This window comes from Streptomyces spongiicola (assembly GCF_003122365.1).
Classification (GTDB): Bacteria; Actinomycetota; Actinomycetes; order Streptomycetales; family Streptomycetaceae; genus Streptomyces; species Streptomyces spongiicola.
This window is the reverse complement of the sequence record NZ_CP029254.1, coordinates 6,446,298-6,466,736: the sequence shown is the minus strand read 5'-3', so window position 1 is coordinate 6,466,736 and position 20,439 is coordinate 6,446,298. Positions and strand designations below refer to the sequence as shown.

The 20,439-nt window shown below is 75.1% G+C and carries 13 protein-coding genes; 9 read left to right on the top strand and 4 right to left on the bottom strand.

The window, feature by feature from the left end:
• The first annotated feature begins 2 nt into the window (after nucleotides 1-2).
• The 5 genes from DDQ41_RS28150 to DDQ41_RS28130 all read left to right on the top strand — a co-directional run bounded on the left by DDQ41_RS28150 (nucleotide 3) and on the right by DDQ41_RS28130 (nucleotide 11,058).
• Complete coding sequence (locus DDQ41_RS28150) at nucleotides 3-3,293, top strand: alpha-mannosidase (RefSeq protein ID WP_109296983.1); 3,291 nt, start codon at nucleotides 3-5, stop codon at nucleotides 3,291-3,293.
• 963 nt (nucleotides 3,294-4,256) lie between these two features.
• Nucleotides 4,257-5,780 carry an MFS transporter gene (locus tag DDQ41_RS28145; protein ID WP_109296982.1) on the top strand — a complete coding sequence of 508 codons (1,524 nt, stop codon included), beginning with the start codon at nucleotides 4,257-4,259 and terminating at the stop codon, nucleotides 5,778-5,780.
• The gene (locus DDQ41_RS28140; RefSeq protein ID WP_262508601.1) at nucleotides 5,777-7,861 is read left to right on the top strand and encodes a S9 family peptidase; all 2,085 of its coding nucleotides are present in this window, start codon (nucleotides 5,777-5,779) and stop codon (nucleotides 7,859-7,861) included. The genes DDQ41_RS28145 and DDQ41_RS28140 overlap by 4 nt, the downstream gene beginning before the upstream one ends.
• A 390-nt stretch (nucleotides 7,862-8,251) precedes the next feature.
• Entirely contained in the window at nucleotides 8,252-10,240 is a 1,989-nt protein-coding gene (locus DDQ41_RS28135; RefSeq protein WP_109296981.1) for a RiPP maturation radical SAM C-methyltransferase, read from the top strand.
• Nucleotides 10,241-10,362: 122 nt separating this feature from the next.
• Nucleotides 10,363-11,058 carry a DUF5825 family protein gene (locus DDQ41_RS28130; protein ID WP_109296980.1) on the top strand — a complete coding sequence of 232 codons (696 nt, stop codon included), beginning with the start codon at nucleotides 10,363-10,365 and terminating at the stop codon, nucleotides 11,056-11,058.
• 276 nt (nucleotides 11,059-11,334) lie between these two features.
• Here the strand turns inward: DDQ41_RS28130 and DDQ41_RS28125 are convergent, their stop codons facing one another.
• From DDQ41_RS28125 to DDQ41_RS28110, 4 genes are all read right to left on the bottom strand, one after another.
• Nucleotides 11,335-13,746 (bottom strand): plasma-membrane proton-efflux P-type ATPase, encoded by a 2,412-nt coding sequence (locus tag DDQ41_RS28125; protein ID WP_262508600.1) that lies wholly within the window; start codon nucleotides 13,744-13,746, stop codon nucleotides 11,335-11,337.
• A 623-nt stretch (nucleotides 13,747-14,369) separates the two neighbouring features.
• A complete protein-coding gene (locus DDQ41_RS28120; RefSeq protein ID WP_109296978.1) occupies nucleotides 14,370-15,179 on the bottom strand; it encodes an SAM-dependent methyltransferase in 810 nt (269 codons plus the stop codon).
• Nucleotides 15,180-15,300: 121 nt separating this feature from the next.
• Entirely contained in the window at nucleotides 15,301-15,537 is a 237-nt protein-coding gene (locus DDQ41_RS28115; RefSeq protein ID WP_109296977.1) for a DUF397 domain-containing protein, read from the bottom strand.
• Nucleotides 15,538-16,398 (bottom strand): helix-turn-helix domain-containing protein, encoded by an 861-nt coding sequence (locus DDQ41_RS28110; RefSeq protein ID WP_109296976.1) that lies wholly within the window; start codon nucleotides 16,396-16,398, stop codon nucleotides 15,538-15,540.
• Between the two features lie 239 nt (nucleotides 16,399-16,637).
• Between DDQ41_RS28110 and DDQ41_RS28105 the strand changes: the two genes are divergently transcribed.
• From DDQ41_RS28105 to DDQ41_RS28090, 4 genes are all read left to right on the top strand, one after another.
• Complete coding sequence (locus DDQ41_RS28105; protein ID WP_245991416.1) at nucleotides 16,638-17,102, top strand: ATP-binding protein; 465 nt, start codon at nucleotides 16,638-16,640, stop codon at nucleotides 17,100-17,102.
• A gap of 5 nt (nucleotides 17,103-17,107) precedes the next feature.
• Nucleotides 17,108-17,512 (top strand): hypothetical protein, encoded by a 405-nt coding sequence (locus DDQ41_RS28100; protein ID WP_109296975.1) that lies wholly within the window; start codon nucleotides 17,108-17,110, stop codon nucleotides 17,510-17,512.
• Between the two features lie 432 nt (nucleotides 17,513-17,944).
• Entirely contained in the window at nucleotides 17,945-18,505 is a 561-nt protein-coding gene (locus DDQ41_RS28095; RefSeq protein ID WP_109296974.1) for a nucleotide triphosphate diphosphatase NUDT15, read from the top strand.
• On the top strand, nucleotides 18,502-20,253 hold the full coding sequence (locus DDQ41_RS28090; protein ID WP_109296973.1) for a sigma-70 family RNA polymerase sigma factor: 1,752 nt from the start codon (nucleotides 18,502-18,504) through the stop codon (nucleotides 20,251-20,253). The genes DDQ41_RS28095 and DDQ41_RS28090 overlap by 4 nt, the downstream gene beginning before the upstream one ends.
• The last annotated feature ends 186 nt before the right edge of the window (nucleotides 20,254-20,439 follow it).

Genomic DNA, 20,439 nt, shown 5'->3' with positions numbered 1-20,439 from the left:
GGATGCGCGACGAACGGCACAAAATCGAACAGCGCGTCGCACGGGTGCTGGAGCAGCGCGTGCGGCCCGCGATCCACCCGGAGTCCGTGCCGCTGGTGGCCATTCCGCTGGTGGCCGTGCCGCTGGTGGCCGTGCCGCTGGTGGCCGTGGCGCTGGTGGCCGTGGCGGCGTGGCAGGTGCCCGGCGAGCCGGTTCCGTTCGAGGAGGCGCGGGAGGCCGTGTACGAGCCGTTCGCCATGGGCACCGCGTGGGGTCCGCCAGGGGGGACCACCTGGTTCCGGGCGGCCGGCGAGGTGCCCCCGGCCTGGGCGGGCAGGCGGGTGGAGGCGTGGTTCGACCCGGGGTTCACCGGCGGCCGGCCGGGGAACCGGGCCGAGGCGCTCGTCCATCTGCCCGACGGCACCCCCGTGACGGCCGCCGACCCGCGGAACCGGTATGTGCCGGTCGCCTCGCGGGCGGCGGGCGGCGAGCGGATGGCCTTCCTGATCGAGGCCGCCTTCGCCCCCGACGTCCGCACGGACCGGTTCCGCTCGCCGACGCCGACGCCGGCGCGGACGCGGACGCGGACGGGTGACCGGCGAACCGCGGGCGGTGCACCGCTCCGCACCTTCGCGTTGGCCGATCTCGCGGTGCCCGACGAGGACGTCTGGCACCTGTCGCTCGACCTGGAGGTGCTGCGCGAGCCGGCGGAGGAACTCGGCGAGCACGATCCGCGCCGGCACGAGATCCCGCGCACCCTGGAACAGGCGCCGCACATGCTCGACCTCGGCGATGTGGCCGGGACGGCGGCCGGTGCCCGGGGTGTCCTCGCCGAGGCCCTCGCCCGGCCGGCCCACGCCGGGGCGCACACCCTGTCCGCGGTCGGGCACGCCCGTCTCGGCACCGTCCGGGTGTGGCCGATCCGGGAGGCCGAGCGCAAGGCGGCCCGGGCGTTCGCCCGTGTGCTCTCGCTCGCCCGGGAGTACCCCGAGTTCGTCTTCGCCTGCTCGCCGGCCCGGTCGTACGCCTGGGTGCGGGACAGCCGCCCGCGGCTGTGGGCCGGGATCACGGAGGCGGTGGCGAGCGGGCAGTGGGCTCCCGTCGGGGCCGTGTGGGCGGAGGTGGACGGCGGTCCCCCCGGCGGCGGGGCGCTGGCCCGTCAACCGGTGCGCGGAAGGCGCTTCTTCCTCGACGAGTTCGGCGTCGAGACGCGCGGGGTGTGGCTTCCGGACTCCTCCGGTTGCACGGCGGCCTACCCGCAGATCGCCAGGCTCGCCGGGACGAGCCGGCTCCTGGCCCGGAAGCCGTCATGGAACCGGAAGCCGTCATGGAACCGGACCAGCAGTCCGCCCCACCGCACGTTCTGGTGGGAGGGCGTCGACGGTTCGCGGATCCTCACCCGCTTCCCTCCCGGCCACACCCGCGGCGCCGTCCTGTCCGGGCGCGAGGTGGCCCGCGCGGTGCGCGGCTGCCATCCGGACGAGGGGCTCGGCACCCGGTCGCCTGCGCTGCTCGGGGGCGGCGGCGGGCCCGCCCGGGGGATGCCGGAGCGGGCCCGCCGGCCGGCCGATCCGGAGGGCTCGGCGAAGGTGGCCGTCCAGCACCCGGACGCCTGCTCCGAGGCGGTGCGGGAGGAGTACGCGGGCCGCGCGGACGCCCCGGTGTGGTCGGGCGAGCCGTACCCGGAGCCGCACCGCGCCGCCCGCACCTCGCGTGCCCACGAAAGGCGGGCCCGCACCTCGCGTGCCCACGAAAGGCGGGCCCGCGCCGGGCAGGACAACCGGCGGGGCGAACACGCCCTGCGGGAGGCCGAGTTGTGGGCGACGGCGGCGGCGCTGCACGTGCCCGGGTACGCCTACCCGCACTCGGGGCTGGACCGGCTGTGGAAGACGGTGCTGCCGCAACGGTTCCACGACACCTTGCCGGGTTCGCCGATCGGCCGGGCCCACGGGGAGGCCGGGGCGGAGTACGCCCGGGCCGCGAAGGAACTGGAGGCGCTGACGGCGCAGGCCCTGGAGGCGGTCAGCGGTGCGGGCCGGGTCGAACCGTGGGCCTACAACGCGGGACCCCGGGACCGGGCCGAGGTGGTGCGGGTGCCGCCGCTGCTGGCCGACGTCCTCGACCCGGGGCTGCCGAGGCTCTCCGACGGCTCGGCCCCCGTCGCCGTGGAGGTCCCGGCCTGCGGATCGGCGCGGGTCGTCCCGCACGCCACGGGCCGGCCCCCGGTCAGGGTGACCAACCGTGCGCTGGACAACGGGCTCGTGCGGGTCGAAATGGCCGACGACGGCACCCTCGGCTCGGTACGGGACCTGGTCGCCGGCCGCGAGGTGCTGGCCCCCGGCGGCAGGGGCGATCTGCTGCGGCTGCACGGCGGCCTGCCGAGCCACGGCGACGCCCGCGACCTCGACGGGCCCCGTCCGCACCGGTACACCGACCTGCTGGAGGGTGCGACCATCCGGATCGCCGACGACAACCCGCTGCTCGGCGCGCTGCGGGTGGAGCGGACCTTCGGCAGGGGGTCGCGGATCGTGCAGACCGTCGCCGTGCGGTCCGGCAGCCGCCGCGTCGACTTCGCCACCGAGATCGACTGGCACGAGGCGGAGAAGACCCTCGAGGCCGCGTTCCCGGTCGACGTGCGTGCCGAGCGCTCCACCGCCGAGGTCCCGTTCGGCCACGTCCACCGGCCCACCCGGACCGGCACCGGCTGGGAGGCCGCCCGCTTCGAGGTCCACGGCCACCGCTGGGTGCACATCGGCGAGAACGGCTACGGCGTCGCGGTCCTCGGCGACTCGACGTGCTGGTACGACGTGGCCCGTACGACGCGCGAGGACGGCGGCACGACGACGACCGTCCGGCTGAGCCTGGTCCGCGCCCCCGGCGCCCCCGGCGGCCCCCGCGCCCCCGGCCCCCGGGCGGACCAGGGCCCGCACCGCCTCACCTACGCGCTGCTGCCCGGCGCGACGGTGGAGGACGCCGTCGCGGAGGGATACGCGCTGAACCTGCCGCTGCGGATCGGCCCGGGCGGCGCGGGGGTGCCGCCGGTGGTGGCCACGGACGGCTCCGCTGCCGTGGTGGAGGCCGTGAAGCTCGCCGACGACGGTTCGGGCGACGTCGTCGTCCGGCTCTACGAGTCGCTCGGCGGGCGCGCGGCGACGGTGCTGCGTCCCGGCTTCCCGGCGGCCGGCGCGGTCCTGGCGGATCTGCTGGAACGCCCCCTGAAGGGTCCGCCTCCGGTGATGGAGGACGGCGGAGTACCGCTGGCCCTGCGGCCGTTCCAGATCGTGACGGTACGTCTGCGGCGGGGAGGCGGCTGACGCCGCGGCCGGGCACGGAGGCGGCGCGGCGGCGGCCGAAGCGGCGCGCGGCCGAAGCGGGCCGAGGGCAGTTCCCGGCGGACCGACGCCGCTCGTCCGCGAAGGTACCGGGGAGGTACCGGGGAGGTACCGGGAAAGCGCCGGCAAGGCACCGGGGGCACCGCGAAGGCACCGGGGCACTTCGAAGGCACCGGCAAGATGCCGGGGAGACGCCGGCAGGGTACCGGGGAGGCGCAGAGGCGTGGACGGACCCGGCCGCCGGCGGCGGACCGGCGTGGGGCGACCGGCGCGGGGCGACCGGTTTCGTGCGCGGCTTCCCCCTGGGTGCGGCCCGCACGCCGGTATCCCGCCGGACGGGGTGAACGCGTTCCGCGCCGGGCTCCCGGCGCCGACGGGAGGGGCGCTTTCGCGCCATTCGGAGAGCGCGGCCGGTGCGCCGCCCGGCGGCGCGCGAGCCGAGACCGATGTGACTCATCCGTCACACCGGCCACGCGGAGCACCGTTCGGAGCGCACGCCCGGAGCGCTTTGCGCGGACAAACACCCCCAGCGTGACGACTGGGCCCCGGCCCACCGCGCACGGAGCGGAACGCGCACAGGTGCACCGGAGGCGGCAGGTTCCACCCGTTCAGGGGCAGGAGGGGAAGAGAGGTGCGCCGATGCGAAGCGGAGGCGCGGAAGCCGCGGTTCCGGGGGGCGCGGTGCGTTCCGCGGCCGGTCGCGGGCCAGAACCGGACAGGTAAGGCGCGATGATGCCGCCCGCCCTCGTACAGCGATGGCCGACGATCGATTTGCGTCAGATTCGGTCGACGTCCGACTGCTTGCGGTGCCCGAATCGCCGTGGCTAGGCTCCGCTCGATTTCACTTCCCGCACATTTCCCGCACATCTGCGTGCTCTCCGCGAGAACGGAGGTACCGGTGACGTGACGGCGGGAGGTGCCACCGCGGCCCGGGGGAGGCAGGGCATGGCACGTGCTTCGTCTTCCGGCGGCGCCGACGGCCTCGGCTTACGGGGCGCGCCGGGCGGACACCCCCGCCCGGCCCCGGACGGCACACCCGACGGCCCCGACCGCGGTGCCCGCCGCCGCGGGACCCCGCGTGACATCGGACTGCTGTGGGGCGCCAACACCGCCGACGCCCTCGGCACCCAGATGTCCGGCGTCGCCTTCCCGCTGCTCCTCCTCGGACTCGGCCACCCGCCGGCGACCGTCGGGCTCCTCGCCGGCGCGGGCGTGCTCGTCACCCTGGTGTGCGGGCCGGTCGCGGCGGTGGCGGCGGACCGGGGACTACGCAAACCCGTGATGGCCGGCTCCGCCGTCGTGGCCGCGGCGGCCATGGGCGCGGTGGCCCTGTCGGTGGCGGGCGGCCGTCCCCCGCTCGCGCTGCTCCTCGGTGCGCTGCTCGTCGAACGCACGGCCACCGCGTGCTTCGAGGCCGCCGCCCGCGGCACCGTCGCGCTCGTCGCCGCGCCCCGGGAGGTGCCCCGCGTCGTGGCCGGGCTGGAGGCCGGCGACCGCGCCGCGCTCCTGGCCGGTCCGCTCCTCGGCGGGGTGCTGTACCAGCTCGCCCGGCCCCTGCCCTTCGCGGCCGACGCGCTGTCGTACGTGGTGACATCCCTGTGCGTCCGGTCCATGCGCTCCGACCTCCGGGCCGGCTCGGCCGCGGCCGCCCCCTCACCGGACGACACGCCGGGGGCCGCGCCCCTGCCCGCACCGGATCCGGCGGGCCCGCCCGGCGAATCCCCGCGGCGGCCGGCACCGCCGCACCCGCCCGGCACCCCGGCCCCCGCTCCCGCGACGCCCGGCGCCCCCGTGCCCGGCGGTGCGGCGGACGTCCCGGACGCCGGACCCCCCGAGCGGACGCCCACTCCGCTGAGCGCGCCGGCCTCGCACGCCCGCGATGCCCTCGCCGGCCTCGTACTGCTCCGTTGCGCGCCCCGCCTGCGTCTCATCCTGGTCTGGACCACCACGGTCAACGCGGCACTCGCCGCCCTCTACTTCGCCGCGATCTTCGCGCTCCAGGACCGCGGCGGCCCGGTCGCGATGGGGCTGGTGCTGGCGGCGTCCGGCGGCGCCGGGCTGGCCGGCGCCCTCGCCGCGCCCGCCGTCGTACGGCGGGTGGGCGGCGCCCGGACGCTGGTGGCCGTGACCTGGCTGACGGTGCTCCCCGCCGCCGGCCTCACCGTGGCAAGGTCGCCCTGGGGCCTCGGGGCCTGCTTCGGGGCGTTCTGCCTGCTGCTCGCACCGGCCACGGTGGTCGTCCAGTCCACCGTCGTCGCCGACACCCCGCACCACCTCCAGGCGAGGACCGGCGCGCTGATGGCCATGGCGGTCGTGGGGGCCGGGGCCGGTTCGCCGGTGGTCGCCGGGATGCTCGCGACCTACGCCGGCCCCGCGGCGACCCCGGCGGTCTGCGCCCTGGCCCTCGCCGTCCTCGCCCTGTTCACCGGCCTCCGGGCCGACCGTCTGCGCTCCGGAGGCCGGCCGTGACCCGCCCGCCCACCGGGAACGGCCCGCACCGCCCCGTCCGCGCCCCGGCGTCCGCGGCCCCCCGGGCCGCCGCCGACGGCGGCGGCGGCGAGGCCCCCGGTCCCCGCTTCCGGACCTACCGCGCCGAACTGCCGGACGTCTGCGCCGCCGACCCGGCGCGGATGGTGTTCACCGCCGACGCCGACGGACGCTGCCAGGTGTTCACCTGGGACGCGACGACCGGCCGGGCCGAGCAGGTGACGGACCGTCCGGGCGGCACGCTGCGCTGCGCGATCGACCACGGCGCCCGGGTGTGGTGGTTCGCCGAGGACGCCGACGGCCGCGGCCACTGGCGGTTCCGGTCCTTCGGCGGCGGCGGGGACCGGCGCGGCCTGGAGGGGGTCGCGGACGGCTCCCCCCGGGGCCTCGGTCTGACCCCCGACGGCACGGTCGCCGTCGCCACGGCCGCCGACGGCGGCACCACCGTCCACATCGGCCCGCGCGGCGGCCGGGCCAGGACCGTGACCCGCGTCGAGGGTCACGCCGTGCTCGCGGGGATCTCACCCGACGGGCGGCATCTGGCCGTCGGCGGACCGGCGGGCTCCGACCGCGCGGTGACCGTGCTGTCCCCCGACGGCACCGTACGCGCGGTACTGGGCGGCGGCCCGCACGGCGGGGAACTGTGGGCTCTCGGCTTCCGGCCGTCGACCGGCGACGACGGCACCCGGACCGGCGACGCCACCGGGGACGGCGACGCCACCCGGACCGGCGACGGCACCGGGGACGGCGGCGACGGCACCGAACTGCTCCTCGTCCGGCAGCACCGGGACCGCTATGTCCTCGCCGTCTGGCGCCCCGGAGCGGGACCGGTCACCTGGGAGTGGTGCGCGTTCGACACGGAGATCACCGCCTCCTGGTACCCCGACGGCGGCGCCGTGCTGGTCCGGCAGGACCGCCACGGCCGCAGCCTGCTCCACCGCGCCGACCCGCGCACGCGCTCGGTCTCCGCCGTGCCGGCGCCGCCCGGCACCCTGCTGGCCGCGGCCGCGCGCCCCGGCGGGGACGTGCACTGCCTGTGGACGTCGGCCTCGCAACCGCCGCGGATGCTGTCGACCGCGGGCACCCCGCTGCCGCCGCTCGGCACCGTCGACGGCTCCGTACCCGGCGACCACCGCGAGACATGGACCCCGGGCCCGGACGGTCCGGTGCACAGCCTGCTCGCCCTGCCGGAGGGGGCGGCGCCGGCTCCGGCGGTGTTCCTGGTGCACGGCGGACCCGCGGATCACGACCGCGACGCCTACGACGGTGTCGTGCACTCCCTGGTGGCCTCCGGTTTCGCGGTCGTGCGCGCCAACTACCGGGGCTCCACCGGCTACGGGCCGCGCTGGCGCCGCGCCTACCCCGCGGGCGTCGGCCTGACCCAGGTGCAGGATCTCGCCGCCGTACGGGCCGACCTGGTCCGCCGCGGTCTGGTGCGGGCCGACGCCACCGCGCTGTGGGGCACCTCGTGGGGCGGCTATCTGGCGCTGCTCGCCGCGGGTGTCGACCCCGCCCTCTGGCACGCCGCCGTCGCCGTGAAACCGGTGGCCGACTGCGCGGCCGCGCACCGCACCGCCACCCCGGCGCTGCGCGCCCTCGACGAACGGCTGTTCGGCGGCACGCCCGACACGGTGCCCGAGGCGTACGCCCGCAGCTCCCCGGTCCGCTACGTGCCCCGGGTGAGGGCCCCGCTGCTGGTCGTCGCGGCCGAACGCGACGACAAGTGCCCGCCGGAGCAGGTGCGCGACTACCTCCGGGCGCTCGCACTGGCAGGCGTCCGGCACGAGGCCATGTGGCTCGACACGGGGCACGACGGCTACGACGGCCGCCACCACGTCGCCGTGCTGCGGCGCGCCATCGGTTTCCTGGGCCGCGAGCTGTGCGGCTCCGGCCGCCCGGACTCCCGGGCGGCGCGCCGGCCGACCCCAGACGTCCCGCTCCGGCCGGAGCGGGATCCCGGACCGCCGCCGGACGCGGCCACCGGGACGGGCACCACCCCAGCACACCGGAGAGGAGGACATCGTGCAGAAGGACGTCGTCAACAACGACCCGCTGGCGGGTGACGAGGAGAACCGCAAGCCGGGCATCGGGATCACCATCACGATCCCGTTCCGCAACGCCGAGGACTCCGAGGAGGACTGATCCGGCCCGGCCGGCCCGGCGCACACCCGGGCCGGCCGGTACCCCCGAGCCCGGCGCCCGCCCGGCGCCCCCGGCGCGGCGCGCAGGGGCCGGAGGACGAGTCGGCTCTTGCCGGCGCCCACCCGGCGCGCCCGGCGCGGCCGGCCGCCACCGGGCGGACCGGCCCGAGGGGTCCGCCCGGCCGGCCGTCCCACCCCCGGCACCCGACACACCACCGCACCCGACACACCACCGCGAAGAGCCCCCACGGGGCCGGCGAGACCCGTCGGGGCCCCGCCGACCCACCGCTCGAGGACCGTCAAGGAGCCGATGTGCGCGTACTGCTGGTCAACATGCCCTGGTCCCCCATCGACCTGCCCTCCCTCGCCCTCGGCATCCTCAAGCGCAGTGTCGACGAGCGCGTCCCGGGAGCCGCGGCCGAGGTGCTGCATGCCAACCTGGAGTTCACCGACTGGATCACGGCGCGCCGAGGGTTCACCGCGGACGACTACCAGTACTACTCCCTGTCCTCCTACTTCATGGGGTGCGGCGACTGGGTGTTCTCCTCCGCGCTCTACGACGACCCCTCCTGGCGGGAGGAGGAGTTCGCGTCGGTGATGAAGGGCAAGCTGCGCGGATCACGGATGCGGATGACGCGCGAACTGCACCGCGAGGTGCCGCAGTTCGTGGAGGAGATCGCCCGGCGCATCGTCGGGCTCGCCCCGGACGTCGTCGGCTTCACCTCCACCTTCCAGCAGAACACCGCCGCGCTCGCGGCCGCCCGCCACGTCAAGCGGCTCGCGCCGCACATCGCGACGGTCGTGGGCGGGGCCAACTGCGATGCCGAGCAGGGCGCGGCGGTCCACCGCAACTTCCCGTTCGTGGACTACGTGGTGCGCGGCGAGGGGGAGACCGCGTTCCCGGAACTGGTACGGGCCCTGGCCGGGGGGCGGACCGGTCTCGACGCCGTCCCGGGCCTGTGCCACCGGGCGCCGGACGGCACGAGCACCGTCAACCCGATGGCCACGGCGCCGCTGCCGCCCGCCCACATCCTCCCGCCCGACTACAGCGGCTACTTCGAGCGCCTGGCCGGGTCGGTGGCCCGCAACTGGGTGGAGCCGAAGCTCGTCGTCGAAGGGGCCCGCGGCTGCTGGTGGGGGGAGAAGCACCACTGCACGTTCTGCGGCCTCAACGGTTCGTTCATGCAGTTCCGCAGCAAGAGCCCGGAAGTCTTCTACGAGGAGATCATGGACCTGGCCCGGCGCCATCGGGTCCTGGACATGTACGTCGTCGACAACATCCTCGACATGGGCTACCTGGGCACCGTGCTGCCCAGGATCATCGAGAGCGGCTTCGACCTGCGGCTGCACATAGAGATCAAGGCGAACATGCGGCGGTCCCAGCTGCGCACCCTGTCCGAGGCGGGGCTCATCTACGTGCAGCCCGGTATCGAGAGCCTCAACAACCGGGTGCTGGACCTGATGGACAAGGGCGTCAGCGGATGCCAGAACGTGCGGATGCTGCGCGACGGGGCGGAGACGGGCCTGTCGGTGTCCTGGAACTACCTGCACGGCTTCCCCGGTGAGACCGCGGACGACTACGAGCCGGTCATCGCGCAGATCCCGGCACTGGAGCATCTCGACCCGCCCGTCGACCTGTCCGCCCGCATCGCCATCGAACGGTTCAGCCCGTACTTCAACCGCCCCGAGCTGGGCTTCACGGGGCTGCGGCCCGAGGCGCACTACCGCTTCACCTACGACCTGCCCGAGGAGGAGCTGTACGACCTCGCCTATGTCTTCGAGGCCCCGGAGCGCGGCATCGGCGAACCGACCGTGACCGCCCTCAACGACGCGCTGGCCGGATGGAAGAGGCACCACGCCGACGCCCGGCTGACGCACACCGACCTCGGTGACCGGATCGTGCTCGTCAGCCGGCGCCGCGCGTTCCCGTGGCGTGCCATGGAGCTGACCGAGCCGTTCGAGATCGCGCTGTTCCGGCTGCTGGACCAGCCGCACGCGCCGGCCGCGCTCGCCCGCAAGGCCGCGGCCCGCGTACCCGGCGACCCGCGCGGCCGGGAGGAGGTGGAGCGCGTCCTCGACGAGTGGGTGGCACGGGGCATCGTCTTCACCGACGGGGGACAGTACGTGCACGTCGCCCCGGCCGCGGTGAACGAGGACCTGCTGCGGCTGGACTTCATGCGGCATCTGCACACCGCCGGTGCCGGAGCGCCGCGGGAGGCGGGCGGCGGCGGGAGCGGCGCCGCCGCCCGGACCCCGGCGGACCGGGACCGCGGCCCCGCCCAGCCGCCCGTGACGGTCTGACACCCGTGACGGTCCGACACCCGTGACCGTCAGGCCCCGTGACGGTCCGACACCGGTGACCGTCGGGCCCCGTGACGGTCCGACACCGCAGCCCCGGTAACCGCACCCTCCAGGAGACCACCATGACCAGCGCAGTCCACCCCCCGAACACGGCCGCCGGCGGCATCCCGCTGACGGTCACCGCCTGGCGCGACTACGACCCGGACGCCTGCGCCCTGCCGGGCATGGCGCTCGGCAGCCACCGGCTGACGGGTCCGATGGGCGAGGAGACCGAGCGGCTGTGGGGCCTCGGCGCCCGGCGGGTCACGCTGTCCCGCACCGTCGACCTGACGCCCGCCGCCAACACCGCCCCTGCCGCGGCCCGCCGCACGGTCCGGTCACTGTGCCTGGTCAGGGACCTCACCGCCCGTGCCGTGCTCGTCGAATGGCGGCTGCGGGTCGGCCCCGGCGACGACGAGACATGGAAGCTGCTGAGCCATCTCCAGCCACCGCAGCGGCTGGAGGGTGCGAAGGGCGCCCAGGAGCAGCTGATCGCGTGGCGCGGCACCCACTACCTGTGCAAGTGCCTGTGGCGGCAGGGTCCGGGGTTTCTCCAGATCCGCGACCGCCGCTGGGGCGACCTGCGCCGCTTCACCTGCGACGAGCCGCACTACCACGAGGCCATCGCCCGGCTGGACCCCGGCGCCCCGGCGGCGGACGTGGCACCGGACGCCCTGGCCGACTTCACCGAGGAGCATCTCGTGCTGCGCGTCGGCGACCTGGCCTGGTGGCTGCCGTACCGGGTGAAGCGCTGGATCCAGGAGGCGATGGCCGTCTGAGTTCGGCGTGGGGCCTCGCAGTTCGGGCGGCCCGCGAGGCCCCGGAGCGGGTGGTCCGGACGGAGACGATGAGGCGCCGGGGCGAACCCGTGGGACGCCTGATGTGCTTCGAGGTCGCCGCGGGAACCGGCACGGGCCAGGCGCCGCGGACGGGGGGGACCCGGCAGGGGGGACCAGGCAAGAGGACCCGGCAGGGGGACCAGGCGGGGAGACCAAGCAGGGGATCAGGCAGGGAGACCAAGCAGTGGGATCAAGCGGGGGTATCAGGCAGGGGTATCAGGAGCTGACGGCTTTCGCCGCCTTGCCGTGGCGCTCCAGGACGCGGTAGGCCATCAGCTTGACCGGGTCCAGCAGCAGGAACTCGGCGAAGGCCCAACCCCATACCAGTCCGACCAGGCTCCAGCCGATGGGATGCATCAGGAATCCGGTCAGGGCGATCGCGGTGGCGAGGATCTGGGTGCCGATCACGGCCGTGAGCAGAATCCAGGACGGCCGGTAGGACCAGAACGGGCCGCGGGTGCGGGCCAGGAAGACCGTGAGGTGCCCGCTGACGGACAGCTTGAGGTAGATCAGGGTCCGCACGTCGGCATCGGCGAGTCCGAGCGGCAGATGTGTCACCCACACCAGGACGAACGTCGAGACCAGGCCGAACAGGCCAAGGACGGCGGCGACGGCCATCACCTCGGTCAGGTCCCAGCGCTCCGGCCGTGAGGAGGGCCGTACCCGGTCGTAGGCGATGGACAGGATGGCCGCGTCGTTGAGGATGGCCAGGAGGACCACCTGGATCGGTGTGACCGGGAAGAACGCGAACACCACGATGGTGGCGGTGACGAACAGCACCACCCGGATGGTCTCGGTGATCCGGTAGATCGCGTAGTTCTTCATCCGCCGGAACACCTCACGGGACCGGTGGACGGCCTCGATGATCGTCGACAGTCCCGGGGACAGGAAGACGATGTCGGAGGCGGCGCGGGCCGCGTCGGTGGCGCCGAAGACCGCGATCCCCGCGTCCGCGCGCTGCAGGGCGGGGGCGTCGTTCACTCCGTCACCGGTCATGCCGACGATGTGGCCGTGTTCCTGGAGCGCCTTCACGATGCGGTACTTGTCCTCGGGTACCACCTGCGCGAACCCGTCGGCCCGCTCGACCGCGCGAGCGAGGTCGTCGCCCTGAAGGTGCTCGATCCGTCCGGCGTCCAGCACGTCGGTTCCCATGCCCACCCGGCCGCAGATCTCCCGGGCGATCTCCACCCGGTCGCCGGTGACCATCCTGACCTGCACGCCCAGCCGCCCGGCTTCCTCCAGCGTCGCACGGGAGTCCTCCCGGGGCGGGTCCTGCAGTCCCAGCATCCCGGTCACCCGCCACTCGCCGCCGTCGGCGCAGGCGACGGCCATGGCGCGGAAACCCCGGCCCGCGAAGCCCCGTGTCACCTCCTCCACGCGCTGCGCGACCGAGGCGTCGGCCTCGGCGAGGCCGAGGACGGCCTGCACCGCCCCCTTCGCCACGGCGCGTTCCGCTCCGGGGCCCCGCACCTCGGCCCGGGCGAACTTGCGGGCCGAGTCGAACGGTGTGAAGTCGGTGACCTCCCAGCCCTCCAGCCGCTCGGCACCGCACGCCTCCAGGACGGCCTCGTCGACCGGGTCGCCGCCGCCCGGCTCCGCGGTGAGGGCGGCCTGCAGCAGCACCCGCCCCTCGTCCGTCCCCTCCCGGAGTACGACGACGTCGGCGACGGCCAGCTCGTTGCGGGTGATCGTGCCGGTCTTGTCGGCACACAGCACGTCCACCCCGGCCATCTCCTCCACCGCCGGCAGATGGCTGACGACGGCCTCCCGTCCGGCCAGGTACCGGGCTCCGACGGCCATGGTCACCGACAGCACCGCCGGCAGCGCGACCGGGATCGAGGCGATGACCACCACCAGTGCGAACTCCATCGTGCGGGTCACCCCGCTGCCACGCAGCAGGGAGAGCACGACGATCACGGCGACCAGCGCGAGCGCGAGCAGACTCAGGTACTTCCCGATGTTGACGACCGCGCGCTGGAAGTGGCTCACCGGCGCCGCCCGCCCCGTCAGCTGAGCGGTACGGCCGAACTCCGTGTCCGCGCCCGTGGCCAGTACGCGCACCACCGGCCCGCCGCGCGACACCGCCGATCCGGAGTACATGCCGTCACCGGGGTTCTTGGCCACCGGCAGGGACTCCCCGGTCAGCGCCGACTCGTCCACCTCGCCCTCCCCCTCGACCACCGTCCCGTCCGCCGGCACCACCTGCCCTCGGACGACACGGACGAGGTCTCCCGGAACCAGTTCGGAGGCCGGAAGCGTCGTCCACTGTCCGTCCCGCTTGACCTGCGCCACTTTCGCCAGGCGCTTCCTGAGCGCGGCGATCGCGCCCCGCGCCTGGTGTTCCTCCCAGAAGCCCACGAGCCCGTTGAGAAGCAGCAGGGCCAGGATGATCGCGAAATCCAGCCACCGCCGCGTCACCGCCGTCAGCACCAGGGCGGCCTCGATCATCCACGGGATCGGGCCCCAGAAATGCGACAGGAACTCCAGCAGGACGCTGCGTCGCTCCTCTTCCAGGACGTTGGGCCCGTAGCGCTGCCGCCGTGCGGCGGCCTGCGCTGCGTCCAGCCCGGCGTCGGCGGCCCTGCGCTCGTCGGCCCGCCGGTCCTCGTCGGTGCGCCGATCACGCACCGCCCGCCCACCGGCACCGTGAGACGCCACGGTGGGCTCGCTGCCCCCGGCCGCGGAACCAGGCACCCTGCGACCTCCCGTCCCCGGGTCTTCCCCGGTCCGGCGGCGGGCCCGGCGCCGGGTGGCGGCCCGCCGAGCCGCTGTCCGCCCCGTACGGATCAGCGTGGTGTCGAGCGAGGGCCCGCAGGCGGGGCACCGGCCGGGACGCGACCGCGCGACCCCGGCTCAAGGGACCCTCCAGCCCGGTCTACTGCCAGGTAACGCCCGCCGACCGGAGATCGCAAGCGGCCGGTACGGGCAGGCCGGGATGCCGTGCCGGGAACGCGGCGATCACTCACCGCGCCGGCGGTACGTGCCGGCCCCGCTTGCCCCGGGTAGCCGCTGGGCCCGCCACCGCACGGGTACTGGGCCCGCCACCGCGCGGGTACCGGATTCGAGCGCGCGGGCACCGGGGAAGACCGGCGGCCGGGACCACCCCGGCGCCGGACGGGGCGTCGAGGGGGCGGCAGAGCGGGTGGGGACGGCCGTGCGGATGCGGTGGGCGAGGACCCGGACACCGGGCCCGGGGGGAGCCCGGTGCCCGACGCCGGGCGCTGACGCGCGCGGGGGCCGGCCGGACTCCCTCAGCGGACGCGCGCGAGGGCCGCGTAGCCGGGGATCGGCTCGTCACCCGTGACGGCGACGGCCTCACCGAGCCCGGGGTGCCACTCGGCGGTCAGCGACACCCCGGGCGCGACGAGGTCGAGGCCGTCGAAGAACCGGGTGAACTCGTCCCGGGACCGGGGGCGCAGGGTGAGGCCCCGCTCCTTGTACATCGCCCGGGCCACGGCGGCCTTCTCGGGGTCGAAGTCGCCGGTGGTGTGGGACAGCACCAGGTAGCTGCCGGGAGCGAGCCGCCCGACGAGCCGGTTCACCAGTTCGTAGGCGCCGTCCTCGTCGTCCACGAAGTGCAGCAGCGCGAGCAGCGACAGGGCGACGGGCCGGTCGAAGTCGAGGACCTCGCCGGCCGCCTCGATGATGGCGCCGGGACGGCGCGCGTCGGCCTGGATGTACCGGGTGGCGCCCTCGGGGGTGCTGCGCAGCAGGGCTTCCGCGTGGGCGAGGACGATCGGGTCGTTGTCGCAGTAGACGACACGGGAGTCGGGCGCGACCTGCTGGGCTATCTGGTGGAGGTTGGGCTCGGTGGGGATGCCGGTGCCGACGTCGAGGTACTGGCGGATGCCGTTGCCGCCGAGCCAGCGGGTGGCGCGGTGCATGAAGGCCCGGTTGACCCGGGCCATGTCGCGGCCGCGGGCGTCGAGTTCGAGGAGTTGCCGGGCCATCTCCTCGTCGACCGGGTAGTTGTCCTTGCCGCCGAGGAACCAGTCGTACATCCGGGCCGGGTGCGGCTTGCCGGTGTCGATGCGTACGGCGGCGGGGTCCTGCCCGGTCATCTGGCGCCTCCTGTGGTCGGGGGTGGGCGGTGTGTGCGGTGTGCGGCGGAACCGCACGTCGTACGACGGTCGCCGGCCGGGGTCCGACCCGTTCGGGCCGGGCCCGGGGCCCGGCGGTCGTTCACATCAGGAGGAAGTCTGCCTGACCGGCCTTGGCGCCCTGGATGAAGGCGGCGATCTCGCCGTGCGTGTAGATGAGCGCGGGGCCGTCGGGGTCGGCGGACTGGCGCACGGCGACCCTGCCGTCGGCCAGCTTCATGGCCTCGATGCAGTTGCCGCCGTTGCCACCGCTCCACGGCTTGTGCCAGCCCTCCGAGCCGAGCTCCCGGGCGGGCATGCCGTTGTAGATGCGGTCCATTCACAGCTCCTTGCGGACGCTCCGGAGGAGGTCCTTCGTGCGTTGTGCGGTGGCGGCATGGGCCGCCATGCGGTCCATGACCTCCAGATGCGAGGCGACCTCGGGGCGGTCGTCGAGGTAGACCGCGCCGGTGAGGTACTCGCTGTAGACCATGTCCGGCAGTTCGGGCACGGCGAAGCGGAAGAGGACGAACGGGCCGTAGGTGCCGGCGTGCGGTCCGTTCGCGAACTCGGCCACCTGGAGGGTGATGTTGGGCCGTTCCGCGGCCTCGAGCAGTCGCTCGACCTGGGCCCGCATCACCTTCGTGCCGCCCACCGGGCGGCGGATTACCGTCTCATCCATGATCACCCAGAATCTGGGTGCGTCGGGCCGGCTGAGCAGCGCCTGGCGTTCCATGCGCAGGGCCACGTGCCGCTCGATGTCCTCGGCGCTGGTGGCGCCGAGGGCCCCGCTGTGCATGACGGCGCGGGCGTAGTCGCCGGTCTGGAGGAGGCCGGGCACGAAGTGCGGTTCGTACGCGCGGATGAGGGCGGCCGCCCCCTCCAGGCTGACGTACATGCTGAACCAGCCGGGGAGGACGTCGTGGAAGCGCTGCCACCAGCCGGGCCTGTTGGCGTCCTCGGCGAGCCGGGCGAAGCCCGCCGCCTCCTCCTCGGGGACGCCGTAGGCCCTCAGGAGCAGCTGAACGTAGGGGATCTTGAGGGCGACCTCCGCCGTCTCCATCCGGCGGACGGTCGCGGGTGCCACGTGAAGCACCTTGGCGGCCTCCTCGCGCCGTAGGCCGGCCCGCTCCCGCAGATCCTGCAGTCGCCTGCCCAGTACGACCTGCCCCACCGTGGGGGCGGACCGCGGCTCGCTCACTACCGACCTCCCCAGCGCCCTGTTTCCGTGTCTGCCCGCTCGACGCCGTGGTCCGGCGCCACGCCGAGTGTGCCATGCCACTGTCTCCCAGAACCCGACACTCTGCAATCTCCAGAGTGCCCCTTGCCAAGTGTCGTGTTCAAGAGGAGAGTGGCTCGGTGAACCAGTTCACGAGGCTGCTGCGCCGTGCCCGGGAAGAGGCATGTGCGGCACTGCTTCCCCACCGTTAAGGATTGGTCGTGGCTCCTGGCAACACGCTCAGGCCCGCACTCGCGGTGCCGTGCCGGCCGGATTCCCCGGCGCCGGCGATCCGTCGCTTCGGGTTCGAGCTCCCCGGTCGGGCCGACTCGGTCGGGCGCGCCCGGCACCTGATCCAGGACCGCATGACGCGCTGGGGCGTCGACGAGAGCCTCTTCGACACGGCGGCGCTCGTCGCATCGGAACTGTTCACCAACGCCGTGATGCACACCGCCAGCCAGCGCGTTCTATGCGAACTGCACGACGTACCGGGCCAGTTGCGCATAGCGGTGCAGGACGAGGGCTGCCCGCCGGGCGAGCCGCGACTGCGCCGGATCTCGGCCGAGGAGGGCGGACGCGGGCTGCTGCTGGTGGACGCGGTCAGCAGCGCCTGGGGAGCGCACGACGCACGGCCCGGTCCCGGCCGCGTCGTCTGGGCCGAACTGGCGCTGGGGCCGCAGTGCTGAGGTCGATGGGCGACCTGCTCTCGCGAGTGCCCGACGAGCCCCCCGGCCAGCAGCGTCTCGACGTCCCGCCCGGGCTGCCGGCCGTACTCGGCCACGACGCCGTCGGCCTGCCCGCGCGGCACGGCCGGCGACTGCTGTCCCGCCTGCCCCACACGGGCTGTGTCTACGCGGACACGGAGTGGATGTGGTGGATCGTCCCGGCGGGCTCCGACCAGGACCTGGAATGGCCGCTGCCCGCGTACTACTCGCGCGGGGCGTATGTACCGGCCGCGGGCGCCCGGTTGATCCACTGGCCCGAGGACTCCAGCCCGTACACACCGCCCATCCCGCTGTACCTCACGGTCTGCCAGATCACCGGCGTGGCGCCCGCGTGGGCACGCGTCGGGACCAGGAGCGCCCAGGGCGTCTGAACGCACCCGGGCGCTGCGACGGGGGCACCACGCCCACGACCGCTCGCCGCGGCCCACTGCCGCGGCCCGTTCCCGCGTTCCCTCGTTCCCTCGTTCCCGAGGAGCGGTGCCGGCGCCGCCGGGCCGCACCCGGGCACGGCCCGGCGCGGGCACGCCGCACCGCGCCGCACCTGCACCTGACCACCCGCACGGAGCGCACGGCGCACGGCACCGGGCCCGGCCCACCGGGCCGCCGGGCCGCCCTCGGCCCACCGGGCGGCCCTGGGCGCACCGGGCCGCACCGCGCCGGACGTCGCGGACCGGACGTCGCGGACCGGACCGCTCCGCACCACACGGCCCGACCGGTGCCGCATGGTCTTCCTCGAGCCCGGCACACCGCACCGGGCCGGCGCCCACCGCGAGCGGGATTCGAAATCTCGTACGATCCCCCGCATGGTTACCCACTCCCCCGCCCCCGGCGAGCGGCCGGCGCGCGCCTTCCCCGCACCCAACGGCCTGACCGGCGTCGGCATGATCGTCGTCGAGCCCGGCGGACGCGTCCTGCTCGGCCTGGACCGCTGCGGACGCTGGGAGCTGCCCGGCGGCAAGGTCGACCCCGGCGAGAGCTTCGAGCAGGCGGGCGCCAGGGAGCTGGCCGAGGAGACGGGGCTGCGGGTCCGCGAGGAGGACGTGGCCGTCGTCGCCGTGGTCATGGACGGCGCCCGCGGCCTGACCCGGGTCTCGGCCGCTGCACTCGTGACGGATGTGGAGGGCGAGCCCGAGGTCACCGAGCCGGACAAGATCGTGCGCTGGGAGTGGCACGAGCCGGCCCGCATTCCGGGCGAACTGTTCGAACCCTCCGCCGCGGTCCTGCGCGCGTGGCGGGCGGATCTAACACTCCCGGCCGTTTCTGCGTACTCCTATGCGATTTCCGTTATCGGGGCGGAGGCAGCACGTCTCCCAACCGTCGGGGGAGACACGCAACAGCCAAGGAAGAGAGTGGACACAGCGTGAGCAGCGAACGCGAAGCCGCGGTGATCATGGCGGCGCAGGCCGGTGACCAGCACGCGCAGGACCGGCTCGTCGCCGAGTACCTTCCGCTCGTCTACAACATCGTCGGTCGCGCCATGAACGGCCACACGGACGTGGACGACGTGGTGCAGGAGACCATGCTGCGCGTCCTCGGCGGCCTGGACGGGTTGCGGAGCCCGGAGAGCTTCCGCAGCTGGCTGGTCGCCATCGCCATGAACCAGATCCGCGGCCACTGGCGCGAGCGCAGCGCGGGCGCGATACGCGGCGCCGGCGGACTGGAGGACGCGTACGACGTCGTCGACCCCGGCGCCGACTTCGTGGACCTGACCATCACCCGCCTCGGCCTCTCCGGCCAGCGGAGGGAGACCGCCGAGGCGACGCGCTGGCTGGACGAGGACGACCGCGCCCTGCTCTCGCTGTGGTGGCTGGAGGCCGCCGGGGAGCTGTCCCGCGAGGAGGTCACCGCCGCGCTGGAGCTGTCCCCGCAGCACACCGCGGTGCGGGTGCAGCGGATGAAGGCCCAGCTGGAGACGGCCCGCGTGGTGGTCCGCGCGCTGTCGGCCGAGCCCCGGTGCGTACTGCTGGAACCGATCGTCGCGAGCTGGGACGGGCTGCCCTCCGCTCTGTGGCGCAAGCGGATCGCCCGTCACGCCCGGGGCTGCACGGTCTGTGCGGGGCACTGGTCGGGACTGGTGCCCGCCGAGGGGCTGCTCGTGGGCCTCGCGCTGGTGCCGGTGGCCGCGTCACTGGCGGCCTTCGCCCCGCAGGCGCCGGACCTGGCGGCCACGGCGTCGTTCGGCAGCGTCGCACACCCGGGCGGCGACCGGGCCGGTGGTCACGCCCAGGACGCCCACGACGCCCCGTACGCCGCCCACGCCCCCGGCTCGGGGGACACCGGGGCCGGCGGCCCGTCGGGGGACCCGCTCGGATCAGGCGACGCGGCGGGCTCCGGGGCGTCCCGTACCCAGGCCCGCCTGCACCGCGCGCGGCGCCGGCGCCGCACCGCCGCCGTGGCCGCCGCGGTCGCCGCTCTGGTCACCGCGGGCGGCACGGCCCAGCTCCTGTTCGGCCCCGACGAGCCCGAAGAGCCGGCCTCCACCGTGGCCGCCCCGGCCGCCACCTCGCCGTCCCCCTCGCCGTCCGCCTCCGCCACCACCTCACCGTCCCCGTCACCCTCCGCCTCTGCCTCCGCTTCCGCCTCCGCCTCCGCCTCGGCCTCGGCCTCGGCCAGCCCGAGCGTGAGCGCCGAGTCCGGCACCACGGCGAAGCCGAAGCCCGCGCCGAGCACGGCGAAGCCCCGGCCGACGCCCACCCCCGAGGCGCCCGCCCCCCAGCCCCCGCTACCGAGCGGCGACGCCGAGCAGGTCGTCGCCCTGGTCAACACCGAGCGCGCCAAGGCGGGATGCGGGCCGGTACGCAGCAACAGCCTGCTCGAGACCGCCGCACGGCGGCACTCCGAGGACATGGCGGCCCGCGGCTACTTCGACCACACCAGCCCGGACGGTACCGACCCGGGCGACCGCATCACGGCCGCCGGCTACCAGTGGAGCACCTACGGGGAGAACATCGCGCGGGGCCAGCAGAGCCCGTCGTCGGTGATGACCTCGTGGATGAACAGCCCGGGCCACCGGGCCAACATCCTCAACTGCTCGTTCAAGGAGCTGGGCGTCGGCATCCACGACGCCTCCGGCGGGCCGTGGTGGACGCAGGCGTTCGGAACCGCCCGCTGACGACCGCGTGGGCCGTCCCCGAGGACGGCCCACGGACCGCTCACCCCGTTCGCACCCCGTTCGCACCTCTTCCACCGGCGGCACCGGCGGCACCGGCGGCTGCAACGTCGGCTTCAGGCGTCGTCAGCCCGTGATCCGTGCGGGGCCGTAGTCGAGCGCTCCGCGAGGGCCCTCCGCAGGCGCGGT